Below are 11676 nucleotides of genomic sequence, written 5' to 3'. Positions count from 1 at the left end.
CCTCGATGATTCAACCAACCTGCTCCTGGGGCGTATCAAACGCCACGAACAACTGGTCCGCCGTGATCGCCCCCAGATCCAGGCGCATGTTCTGCTCCAGCATCGCAAACAACCGGGTGAACACCTCGAACACCTTGCAGTGATCCTCCAGCCCGGCGAACGGGTTGTCGATCTTCTCGGCGATCAGCGAGCTTTCCTGCACCGCGTCATACACCTCGCGCAGGGTGATCTGCTGCGGTGGGCGGGCCAGGGTCACGCCGCCCTGGGCGCCGCGGTACGAGGTGAGGATATCGGCCTTGACCATCTGCGACACCAGCCCGCGCACGCGGGTGGGGTGCACTTTCACCCACTTGGCGATGGTCTCGGTGCGCAGCTTCTGCGGGGCATTGGCCGCCACGAACGAGAGAATGTACGAAGCCGTGATCAGGCGGGTCGACTGGCTCATGGAGGAAGTGGCTCCCTGCGAAAACGCTCATGTTACACGATGAAAATTGCCCTGCTCGGGCCCTTTGGAAAACAGCTTGTCGTGCCGCTAATGTATTTGTTACGGTAACAATTACAAATAATACACAGCTTCTACGCACTCCGCTTTGACCGAACAACAATTCCTTGCGGTTCAACAGGGGCACATGCATGAGCGATAACAACAAGAACAGTCCTCAGGCCATTCTCGACGGCGGTTTGCCGCGCCGGGACTTCCTGAAATACAGCGCTGCCGCCGCGGCCATCGCCGGGGCATTTTCCCTCGGCCTGCCACTCGGCGGTCATGCTGCCGATGCCATGCCAAAACCCGGTGGCACCCTGCGCCTGGGCCTGGCGGGGGGCAGCACCACTGACTCCAAGGACCCGGGCTCCTGGGTCGACACCTTCACCTTCATCGGCTTCTCGGCGGTGTACAACACCCTCACCGAAATCGCCGTGGACGGCACTGCCATCCCTGAGCTGGCCGAGCGCTGGGTCTCGAGCCCGGACGCGAAAACCTGGACCTTCACCCTGCGCCAGGGCGTGACCTTCCACAATGGCAAGACCCTCACCGCCGACGACGTGGTCGCCTCGATCCAGCACCACCTGGGCGAGAAATCTACCTCCGCCGCCAAGACCGTACTGGGCGATGTCGCCCAGGTTCATGCCAGCGCCCCCGACACCGTGGTGTTCGAACTGCACTCGGGCAACGCCGACTTCGCCTACGTGGTCGCCGACTACCACCTGGTGATCATGCCCGCCAAGGACGGCCTGGCCGACTGGCAGGCCGGCATCGGCACCGGCGGCTACCGCATCAAGGGCTTCGAGCCGGGCGTGCGCATGGACCTGGAGCGCAGCCCCGACTACTGGAAGCCGGGCAGGGCGCACTTCGCCAGCGCCGAGCTGCTCGCCATCGCCGACGGCGCCGCGCGGGTCAACGCCCTGGTCACCGGCAAGGTCGATGTGATCAACAAGGTCGACCTCAAGACCGTGGCCCTGCTCAAGCGCAACCCGAAACTGGTGATCGAGGAAACCAAGGGCGCCCAGCACTACACCTTCCCGATGCTCACCGACAGCGCACAGTTCAAGGACAACAACGTGCGCCTGGCCCTCAAGCACGCGGTCGACCGCGAGGCGCTGCTGGCCTCGGTGCTGTATGGCTACGGCCAGGTCGGCAATGACCATCCGCTGCAGCCGGCCAACCGCTTCATCAACCCGGCCCTGGAACAGCGCGCCTACGACCCGGACAAGGCGCGCTTCTATCTGCGCCAGGCCGGCATGGACAGCCTCAAGGTGCGCCTGCAGGCCTCCGATGCCGCCTACAGCGGCGCGGTGGATGCCTCGGTGCTGTTCAGGGAGCAGGCGCGCCAGGCCGGGATCGACATCGACGTGGTGCGCGAGCCGGCCGATGGTTTCTTCTCCAATGTCTGGATGAAACAACCTTTCACCACCTCGTTCTGGTACTCCAGCCTGACCGCCGACCGCATGTTCAGCATCGGCTACGCCAAGGGCGCGGCGTGGAACGAGACCCACTGGGACAACCCGCGCTTCAACCAGCTGCTCAACGCCGCCCGCGGCGAAATGAACGAGACGCTGCGCCGCGAGATGTACAACGAGATGCAGGCGCTGTGCCGCGACGATGGCGGGGCGATCGTGCCGCTGTTCGCCAGCTCCGTGGCCGCACGCTCGACCCGGGTGGTGCATGGCGGGCAGACCGCACCCTACGGCGAACTCGATGGCCTGCGGGTGATCGAGCGCTGGTGGCAGGCCTGAACTTCGCGTGCGTTGAAGGAGTGCAATGGTGAATACCCTTGGCAAGTTACTGATGCAGCGCCTGGCCCTGGGCCTGTTGTCGCTGTTCGCGGTGTCGGTGGTGATCTTCCTGGCCGTCGGCATGCTCCCGGGCGATATCGCCCAGGCCATGCTCGGCCAGTCGGCCACCCCGGAAACCGTGGCGGCGTTCCGCGCCCAACTGGGGCTCGACCTGTCGCCCGTGCAGCGCTTCGTGCAGTGGGCCTGGCGCCTGCTGCACGGCGACCTGGGCGTGTCCCTGGCCAACCAGCGGCCGATCGTCGAGCTGGTCGGCGCGCGGCTGGGCAACACCTTCAGCCTGGCCCTGCTGGCGGCGCTGTTTTCGGTGCCCACCGCGTTGCTGCTGGGCATGCTCGCGGCGCTTTACCGCAACAGCTGGTTCGACCGGCTGCTGAACACCGGTGCGCTGAGCGCGGTGTCGTTCCCCGAGTTCTTCGTCGCCTACATCCTGATCCTGGTGTTCGCGGTCAAGCTCGAATGGCTGCCGGGCATCTCCAGCCTGGCGCCGGGGGCGTCGCTGGGTGAGGTGCTGCAGGTGTCGCTGCTGCCGGTGGCGACCCTGAGCCTGGTGGTGATCGCGCAGATGATGCGCATGACCCGCGCCTCGTTGATCAACCTGCTGGCCAGCCCCTACATCGAGATGGCCCGGCTAAAGGGCGTGTCGCCTGCACGGATCATCTTCAGGCACGCCTTGCCCAACGCCCTGGCGCCGATCGTCAACGTGGTGGCGCTGAACCTGGCGTACCTGGTAGTGGGCGTGGTGGTGGTGGAGGTGGTGTTCGTCTACCCGGGCCTGGGCCAGTTGCTGGTGGACTCGGTGGCCAAGCGCGACATCCCGGTGGTGCAGGCCTGCAGCCTGATCTTCGCCGGCACCTACATCCTGCTCAATACCGGCGCCGACGTGCTGTCGATCGCCAGCAACCCACGCCTGATGCACCCGAAGGGGTAGACCATGAGCCTGATCACACCTTTACTGCGCGCGCCCCTGAGCGCCAAGTTCGGCCTGCTGGTGATAGTCGCCTACCTGCTGGTGGCGGTGTTCGCGCCACTGCTGGCGCCCTACGGCGAAACCCAGGTGGTGGGCGAGGGTTTCGCGCCCTGGGGCCCGGAGTTCCTGCTGGGCACCGATAACCTCGGCCGCGACATGTTCAGCCGCCTGCTGTATGGCGCCCGCAATACCTTGGGCATCGCCTTTTTGACCACCACCCTGGCGTTTCTGCTGGGTGGCCTGTGCGGGCTGGTCGCGGCCATCAAGGGCGGCTGGATCGACCAGGGCCTGTCACGGGTGGTGGACATCCTGATGGCCATCCCGCAACTGATCTTCGCCTTGCTGATCCTCAGCGTAGTCGGCACCACGGCCACCTCGCTGGTGCTGGTGATCGCGCTGCTGGACGCCACCCGGGTGTTCCGCCTGGCGCGGGCGGTGGCCATGAACGTGGTGGTGCAGGACTTCGTCGAGGCCGCGCGGTTGCGCGGGGAGGGGCTGTGGTGGTTGGTCAGCCGGGAAGTGCTGCCCAACGCCGCGGCGCCCTTGATCGCCGAGTTTGGCCTGCGCTTCTGCTTCGTCTTCCTGTTCATCAGCGCCTTGTCGTTCCTCGGCCTGGGTATCCAGCCGCCGACTGCCGACTGGGGCAGCATGGTGCGCGACAACGCGGTGCTGATCACCTTTGGTGACGTCAGCCCGCTGCTGCCGGCGCTGGCGGTGGCGTTGATCACCGTGAGCGTGAACTTTGTCGTCGACTGGGTGCTGCATCTGTCCAGTGGCCTGAAGGAGTGCTGAACATGAGCCAAGACACCTTGTTGACGATCCGTGACCTGCGTATCGAAGGCTACTACGAAAACGCCTGGCACCCGCTGATCAAAGGCATCGACCTGACCCTCAAGCGCGGTGAGGTACTGGGCCTTATCGGCGAGTCCGGGGCCGGCAAGTCCACGCTGGGCCTGGCCGCCATGGGCTATGTGCGCGACGGTTGCCGGATCACCGGCGGCAGCGTGTGCTTCGATGGCATCGAGTTGCTCCAGGCCAGCGCCGACACCCTGCGCAAGCTGCGCGGCCTGCGCATCGCCTACGTGGCGCAGAGCGCGGCGGCCTCGTTCAACCCGGCGCACCGGCTGATCGACCAGCATGTGGAAACCGCCGTGATCAACGGCAGCATCGACCGCGCCCAGGCCGAGGCCGAGGCGGTCGAGCTGTACCGCATCCTGCGCCTGCCCGACCCCGAGCGCATCGGCCAGCGCTACCCGCACCAGTTGTCCGGCGGCCAACTGCAGCGGGTGATGACGGCGATGGCCATGGCTTGCCACCCGGACCTGATCATTTTCGACGAGCCGACCACGGCGCTGGACGTCACCACCCAGATCGAGGTGCTGGCGGCGATCCGCGATGCGGTGAAGACCTTCGGCAGTGCCGCGCTGTACATCAGCCACGACCTGGCGGTGGTGGCGCAGATGGCCGACCGGATCATGGTGCTGCGCCATGGCAGCCTGGTGGAAGAGGCGCAGACCCGCATCATGCTCAGTGCGCCGCAGCAGGCCTACACCCAATCGCTGTGGGCGGTGCGCAATTTCCATACCTCTGCCAAGGCCTGCCCCAGCCATGAACAACCGTTGCTGGAAGTGCGCCAGGTCGATGCAAGCTATGGCCATCAGCCGGTGCTGCACGATGTCTCGCTGAAGCTGTATCGCGGCCAGACGCTGGCGGTGATCGGCGAGTCCGGCAGTGGCAAGAGCACCACGGCACGCTTGATCAGCGGCCTGCTGCAGCCGACCTCGGGCCAGGTGCTGTATGAGGGGCAAGCGCTGCCGGCGGACTATCGCCTGCGCAGCAAGGAGCAGCTGCGGCGTATCCAGATGATCTACCAGATCCCCGACACCGCACTCAATCCACGCCAGCGCATCGTCGACATCATTGGCCGGCCGCTGAGTTTCTATCTGGGTTTGAAGGGCAAGGCGCTGCGCGAGAGGGTCGCCGAGCTGCTGCGCATGATCGACCTGGAACCGGCCAAGTACATGGATCGCCTGCCGCGCGAATTGTCCGGCGGGCAGAAGCAGCGGATCTGCATCGCCCGGGCGCTGGCGGCCGAGCCGCAACTGATCATCTGCGACGAAGTGACCTCGGCCCTTGACCAGCTGGTGGCCGAGGGCGTGCTGAAGCTGCTCGACCGCATCCAGCGCGAGCTGGGCGTGGCCTACCTGTTCATTACCCACGACGTCGCCACCGTGCGCGCCATCGCCGACGAGGTGCTGGTGATGCAGCGGGGCAGGGTGGTCGACCACGGCAGCCGCGAAGCGATCTTCCGGCCGCCGTACCGCGACTACACCGGCTTGCTGTTCTCCTGCGAGCCGGAGATGGACCCCGACTGGCTCGACCGTTTGCTGGCGGCCCGCAAAACCGAATCCCCCCTGGAAACCGTTTAAGGAACATCCATGAAAGTACTGATCGTTCACGCTCATCCCGAGCCGCAATCCTTCACTGCCGCGCTGCGTGACCAGGCGGCCGAGACCTTCCGCGCCCAGGGCCATGAGGTGCAGGTGAGTGACCTGTACGCGATGGGCTGGAACCCGGTGGCCAGCGCCGAAGACTTCAGCCACCGGGAAAACCCGGAGTACCTGGTGTATGCGCTGGAGCAACGGCTGGGGGTGAAGAGCGGGTCCATCGCGGCGGATATCCAGCAGGAGCTGGACAAGCTGCTGTGGGCCGACCTGCTGGTGCTGAACTTCCCGATCTTCTGGTTCTCGGCGCCGGCGATGCTCAAGGGCTGGATCGACCGGGTGCTGGTGTCGGGGGTGTGCTACGGCGGCAAGCGTTTCTATGACCAGGGCGGGTTGGCGGGCAAGCGGGCGCTGGTCACCGTGACCCTGGGCGGGCGTGAGCACATGTTTGGCGAAGGGGCGATCCACGGGCCGCTGGAGGACATGCTGCGGCCGATTCTGCGCGGCACCTTGGCCTATGTCGGCTTCGAGGTGCTGGAGCCGTTCGTGGCGTGGCATGTGCCGTATATCAGCGATGAAGCGCGCAAGGATTTCCTGCGCAGTTACCAGCAGCGGCTGGAGCAGCTTTCGGATGATTTGCCGATGGTGTTCCCGCGCCTGGAGCAATTTGACGACGCGCTGTATCCACTGAAGCCGCAATAGCAGCGCGCACCGAGAAATTGCGCCATGCCAACAGGGCAGGCAGTGGTGAAACAACAGGAGTAATTGGCCCGAAACAAACTGTGGGAGCGGGTTTACCCGCGAAGCGCCGCGCGGGCGGCGCTCGATCTCATAGGCGCTGCAAGAACACCGGCGGACACCTGGTGGCCCTCACGCGATATCCCTCCATGCACTTGGAGGCCATCACCGAATCCTGGTTTTCCAAGATCGATGGTGTGACGCCCAACCGCCTGTCTTGAGATCGCATGAGGGCCGCCAGGTGCATGACGGCAGTCTTGCAGCGCTCTCAAGATCGAGCGCCGCCCGCGCGGCGCTTCGCGGGTAAACCCGCTCCCACAGTTTGTTTCGGGCCAGTCCTGCCTGTGGTATCTCCGCTGCCTGCCCTGTTGGCCCGACACAAAATCGCATCGCCCCCCACCCATTCGGGTTATAGCCCCCACCCGCAATCCCCCCGATAGTTACCCCATCCGCTCACCCGAGCCGATCCTGATCACATGATGGAGTTGCTATGCGCAAGGCATTCAAGGTGATTTCCAGTCTGTTGCTGTGCTGTACCGCCACCGCCACCCTGGCCGGCGAAGCGGACAACGGCAACACACTCAGGTTGTACAACTGGACCGACTACATCGGCGAAAACACCCTCGCCGATTTCGAGAAGCAAACCGGCATCAAGGTGATCTACGACACCTTCGACGGCTACGAAACGGTGCAGACCAAACTGCTCACCGGCCGCTCCGGCTACGACCTGGTGATGCTCAACGCCTCCCTGGTACCGCCGCTGATCAAGGCCAAGGTGTTCCAGCCGCTGGACAAGGCCAAGCTGCCCAGCTGGGCCAACCTCGACCCGCACGTGCTGCAGAGCATGCAAGCCTACGACCCCGGCATGGTCTATTCGGCGCCCTACACCTGGGGCAGCTCGGGCATCACCTACAACGTCGACAAGATCAAGCAGCGCATGCCCGACGCGCCCATCGGCTCGCTGGCCATGCTGTTCGACCCCAAGATCGTCTCGCGCTTTGCCGACTGCGGCGTGACCCTGATGGACGCCCCCAGCGAAGTCATTCCGCTGGCCCTCAAGTACCTCGGCAAAGACCCGAAAAGCGCCGCCCCCGCCGACCTCAAGGCGGCCCAGGACGTCCTGCTGGGCATCCGCCCGTTCATCAAGAAGTTCGACTCGGTGAACTACCTCACCAGCCTGCCCAACGGTGACGTGTGCATGGCCCTGACCTGGTCCGGCGACTACGCCACCGCCCAGGCCCGCGCGGTGGAAGCGAAGAAGGACATCAACCTGGCGTTCTTCATCCCCAAGGAAGGCTCGCTGATCTGGTTCGACAGCCTCTACCTGCCCAGCGATGCCCCGCATGCGGCCAATGCCCATCGCTTCATCGAATACCTGTTGCAACCCAAGACCATGGCCGAGGTGACCAACTACATCCACTACGCCAACAGCAATGCTGCCGCCACGCCCTTGGTGCAGGCCGATATCCGCAACGACCCGGCGATTTACCCGGACGACCAGACCCGCGAACGCCTGTTCACCCAGAAAGCCCAGGACCCGCAGGCCATGCGCGCCATCACCCGGGTCTGGAGCACGGTCAAGACCGGCATCTGACACCTTTCACCGTATCGCTTCGACAAGGAACCGCTCATGGCTACCCCCATTCGCAAGCTGGCCGCCACCGTTGACAACGACCGCCTGGTGCAGGCCGACAAGGCTCATTACATGCACGGCTACCATGTGTTCGACGAGCACGCCGAGCAGGGCGCGCTGAACATCCAGGCCGGCGAAGGCGCCTACATCCAGGACACCGAGGGCAACCGCTTCCTCGATGCCGTCGGCGGCATGTGGTGCACCAACATCGGCCTGGGCCGCGAGGAAATGGCCCTGGCCATCGCCGACCAGGTGCGCCAACTGGCCTATTCCAACCCGTTCTCCGACATGGCCAACCCCAAGGCCATTGAACTGTGCGAGAAACTTGCCAGCCTGGCGCCGGGCGACCTCAACCATGTGTTCCTCACCACCGGCGGTTCCACCGCGGTAGACACCGCCTACCGGCTGATCCAGTACTACCAGAACTGCCGCGGCAAGCCGCACAAGAAACACGTGATCGCTCGCTACAACGCCTACCACGGCTCCACCTGCCTGACCATGTCGATCGGCAACAAGGCCGCCGACCGGGTGCCGGAGTTCGACTACGCCCACGAGCTGATTCACCACGTGTCCAACCCCAACTTCTACCGGGCCGCCGACGACATGGACGAGGCCGAGTTCCTCGACTTCCTGGTGGCCGAGTTCGAGGACAAGATCCTCTCGCTGGGCGCCGACAACGTCGCCGCCTTCTTCGCCGAGCCGATCATGGGCTCGGGCGGGGTGATCATCCCGCCCGAAGGGTACTTCCAGCGCATGTGGCAGGTGTGCCAGACCTACGACATCCTGTTCGTCGCCGACGAAGTGGTGACCTCGTTCGGCCGGCTGGGTACTTTCTTCGCGTCCGAGGCCTTGTTCGGCGTCACGCCCGATATCATCACCACCGCCAAGGGCCTGACCTCGGCCTACCTGCCGCTGGGCGCCTGCATCTTCTCCGAGCGCCTGTGGAAGGTTATCGCCGAACCCGGCAAGGGCCGCTGCTTCACCCACGGTTTCACCTACAGCGGGCACCCGGTGTGCTGCGTGGCGGCGCTGAAGAACATCGAGATCATCGAGCGGGAAAACCTGCTGGCCCATGTAAACGATGTCGGCAGCTACCTGGAGCAGCAGTTGCAGACCCTGGCCGACCTGCCGCTGGTGGGCCAGGTGCGCTGCATGAAGCTGATGGCCTGTGTCGAGTTCGTGAGCAACAAGCAGACCAAGGCGCTGTTCCCCGATGCAGTGAACATCGGCGAGCGTATCCATGTGCGGGCCCAGGCCAAGGGCTTGCTGGTGCGGCCGATCATGCACCTGAACGTGATGTCGCCGCCGCTGATCATCACCCACGCCCAGGTGGACCAGATCGTCGACACCCTGCGCAGCTGCATCTTCGATGCCGCGCGGGAGCTGGCCGAACAGGGCCTGTACCACGGCCAATGACCCACCTGCCGCCACAGGTGCGCGCCCATGCCCCGGCCGGTAGACTGCGGGGCATGAGCCGAGCACACGAAAACACCACAATAAGCCTGCCGTTTCATGCCTTGCAGCAATGGCACGCAGCCTTGCAACAGGCCTTCGCCCACAGCGAGGGCCCGGATGCGTTGGCTTGGCTGGCGGCCGCCATCAGCCAGCTGGTGGGCGCCGAGTCGATGCTGATCAGCCTGGAGCGCAAGGCCCAGGCGCCGCAGCTGCTGTACCAGCAGGGTATTCCGGACCGTTACCACGAGGCGGTGCTGGAACGCTATTTCGCCGCCGGCTACCTGCTCGATCCCTTCTGCCTGGCGGTGCAGAAGGGCCTGGCCCAGGGGTTCTACCACCTTGAGGACATCGCCCCGGACAACTTCTTCGACAGTGACTACTACAAGGCCTACTACCTGGGCACCGGTTGCAGCGAGGACAGCTACTTCATCGTCGACCTGGAGAATGACAGCAAGATCTCCCTCAGCCTGTTCCAAGGTTGCAGCGGTGCCCGGCTGGGTATCGAGCAACTGCACCTGCTGCAGGCGGTCGAGCCGATGGTGCGTGAACTGCTGCTGCGTTTTGCGCGGCATGGGCTGGCGCAGCAGCCGGAGGGGAAGGGCAGTGTGCAGGCGGCGTTCGACAGCTTTGGTTGTGGGGTGCTGACCGAGCGCGAGCGGGAAGTGGCGCAGATGGTGTTGCAGGGGCATTCGGTGAAGTCCACCGCCCATGAACTGGGGATCTCACCGGAGACGGTGCGCATGCACCGCAAGAACCTGTATCTGAAGCTGGAGGTCAATTCGCAGTCGGAGTTGTTTGCGCAGTTTATCGAGTGGTTGCGGCGGGGGTGAGCGGCGCGCATTGACGTGGAATCTCGGCAGGCACCTCTGCCGCCCCACCTGACTCAAGCCTTGCGCCAAGGCTGGCGCCGGTACTTTCACAGGAATATTTGGCCCGAAACAAATGTGGGAGCTGCGGTTCGCCGCTGCGACTTGCCAGCGATGCGCCGCGCGGGCGGCGCTCGATTTTCTAGGCGCTGCAATTGTGTCGACGTACGCTTGGCGGCCTACTAGGCTCTGTGTGAAAAGCCTTGATACTCGGTGATGCTGCGTTGAAAACAGCCTCGGAATGCTCATTTACAACCCGTAAACTCCGCTTCCTCGGCTGTTTTCGCCTTGCCTGACCTTCGTCTCAAGACTTTTCACACAGACCCTAGGGCTGGCGTCAGGGCATCCAGTGTTACAGCCTTTAATTGCCGGCGTACCATCCAGAGATTCGACAGGGCAAATAGAGTGGTCAGTTGGACGAAGGGCTATTTCAGCACAGGTGAGATGGCCTGTGCTGACTTGATCGGAGAAACCCTAGATTTGACTTCAGCGGCTTCGCGCCAGGATCTAGCACTCCGCCCTCTCTTAACGATATCGATTAGACCACCTTAATCAATTAGACCCTTGCGAATAAATCTTACAAATGCGAACAAAGCCAACAATTCAACAAGCTGAACCCCCCCAATAATGAAGTCCATCGCGATGCGCGGAGACTGCGAAAAGAAAAACATGATACATCGTTATCAAAATGGCAAAAATAAACGATTTTACAATCGTAGCTGAAGTGCTCTTGAATATCACCAGTAGCCACGAGCAGAGAGGCACGAGCCCGGTAACAAGAATCACATGCCTTAATATTTGAAGCAAAGTGAGCTCTCCTCCCCGTGTCGCTAAATAACAGAAAAGCACATAAACCAGAATCGGCGGAATCGCAAGGAAAAACCTTAATGCCTTCAACACAACAAACCACCTTCAGAGATCTCTAGAAAATTATTTCTTAGCACAGCCTGGCGACTCTGAGTCACTAGCGCCAGGCATCAATCGTCGCAGATCATATTTGAGCTTACCGTCAGCATCAAAGAAATAGGGTTGGGAGGTACACCTTGAAACCATATATTCCTCCATAAACCGGGATGGACTGTTTTTCTCTACTCTAATTTCCGCCTACCCTGCTTCATCTGCACGATACATTTTCCGGTGATTCGCATAGGATCGCCCACGAAACGACTGTTGCAGGTCAGTTTTCTCGTTGGATGGCCTATCGAATCGTACTGAGCTCTTCAGCCGTCATCGCCTGAGTTTCGTGTCCCCTTCGGCTCCGCGCAGGCAGCAATTAGA

9 protein-coding genes are annotated in these 11676 nt (G+C 63.1%); 8 read left to right on the top strand and 1 reads right to left on the bottom strand.

The window, feature by feature from the left end:
• Positions 1–10 precede the first annotated feature (10 nt).
• Positions 11–445, bottom strand: coding sequence for an RrF2 family transcriptional regulator (locus tag LOY51_RS15680; RefSeq protein WP_125464342.1), 435 nt, complete (start codon positions 443–445; stop codon positions 11–13).
• Between the two features lie 188 nt (positions 446–633).
• On the opposite strand from LOY51_RS15680, the gene LOY51_RS15675 reads away from it, so the two are divergent.
• From LOY51_RS15675 to LOY51_RS15640, 8 genes are all read left to right on the top strand, one after another.
• Positions 634–2235 (top strand): ABC transporter substrate-binding protein, encoded by a 1602-nt coding sequence (locus LOY51_RS15675; protein WP_258641962.1) that lies wholly within the window; start codon positions 634–636, stop codon positions 2233–2235.
• Positions 2236–2263: 28 nt separating this feature from the next.
• Positions 2264–3223 carry an ABC transporter permease gene (locus LOY51_RS15670; protein ID WP_110992889.1) on the top strand — a complete coding sequence of 320 codons (960 nt, stop codon included), beginning with the start codon at positions 2264–2266 and terminating at the stop codon, positions 3221–3223.
• A 3-nt stretch (positions 3224–3226) separates the two neighbouring features.
• Positions 3227–4054 (top strand): ABC transporter permease, encoded by an 828-nt coding sequence (locus LOY51_RS15665; RefSeq protein ID WP_110992877.1) that lies wholly within the window; start codon positions 3227–3229, stop codon positions 4052–4054.
• Between the two features lie 2 nt (positions 4055–4056).
• Positions 4057–5691 (top strand): ABC transporter ATP-binding protein, encoded by a 1635-nt coding sequence (locus LOY51_RS15660; protein WP_258641958.1) that lies wholly within the window; start codon positions 4057–4059, stop codon positions 5689–5691.
• A 9-nt stretch (positions 5692–5700) separates the two neighbouring features.
• Positions 5701–6408, top strand: a complete 708-nt coding sequence (locus LOY51_RS15655) for an NAD(P)H-dependent oxidoreductase (RefSeq protein WP_258641955.1) — start codon at positions 5701–5703, stop codon at positions 6406–6408.
• 526 nt (positions 6409–6934) lie between these two features.
• Positions 6935–8038: a polyamine ABC transporter substrate-binding protein gene (locus LOY51_RS15650; protein WP_258641952.1), complete on the top strand. Its 1104-nt coding sequence runs from the start codon at positions 6935–6937 to the stop codon at positions 8036–8038.
• A 36-nt stretch (positions 8039–8074) separates the two neighbouring features.
• Positions 8075–9493, top strand: a complete 1419-nt coding sequence (locus LOY51_RS15645) for an aminotransferase (RefSeq protein WP_258641950.1) — start codon at positions 8075–8077, stop codon at positions 9491–9493.
• A 53-nt stretch (positions 9494–9546) separates the two neighbouring features.
• Positions 9547–10362, top strand: coding sequence for a LuxR family transcriptional regulator (locus LOY51_RS15640; protein WP_258641948.1), 816 nt, complete (start codon positions 9547–9549; stop codon positions 10360–10362).
• The last annotated feature ends 1314 nt before the right edge of the window (positions 10363–11676 follow it).

The organism is Pseudomonas sichuanensis (assembly GCF_024749065.1).
GTDB lineage: Bacteria > Pseudomonadota > Gammaproteobacteria > Pseudomonadales > Pseudomonadaceae > Aquipseudomonas > Aquipseudomonas sichuanensis.
Note: the sequence above shows the minus strand (reverse complement) of the source record. Positions and strands in the feature narration are given on the sequence as shown.

Bases quoted from the DNA above. Each gene is read 5' to 3' on its own strand.
- LOY51_RS15680 (WP_125464342.1), bottom strand. From the start codon at position 445: ATGAGCCAGTCGACCCGCCTGATCACGGCTTCGTACATTCTCTCGTTC.
- LOY51_RS15675 (WP_258641962.1), top strand. From the start codon at position 634: ATGAGCGATAACAACAAGAACAGTCCTCAGGCCATTCTCGACGGCGGT.
- LOY51_RS15665 (WP_110992877.1), top strand. From the start codon at position 3,227: ATGAGCCTGATCACACCTTTACTGCGCGCGCCCCTGAGCGCCAAGTTC.
- LOY51_RS15660 (WP_258641958.1), top strand. From the start codon at position 4,057: ATGAGCCAAGACACCTTGTTGACGATCCGTGACCTGCGTATCGAAGGC.
- LOY51_RS15655 (WP_258641955.1), top strand. From the start codon at position 5,701: ATGAAAGTACTGATCGTTCACGCTCATCCCGAGCCGCAATCCTTCACT.
- LOY51_RS15650 (WP_258641952.1), top strand. From the start codon at position 6,935: ATGCGCAAGGCATTCAAGGTGATTTCCAGTCTGTTGCTGTGCTGTACC.
- LOY51_RS15645 (WP_258641950.1), top strand. From the start codon at position 8,075: ATGGCTACCCCCATTCGCAAGCTGGCCGCCACCGTTGACAACGACCGC.
- LOY51_RS15640 (WP_258641948.1), top strand. From the start codon at position 9,547: ATGAGCCGAGCACACGAAAACACCACAATAAGCCTGCCGTTTCATGCC.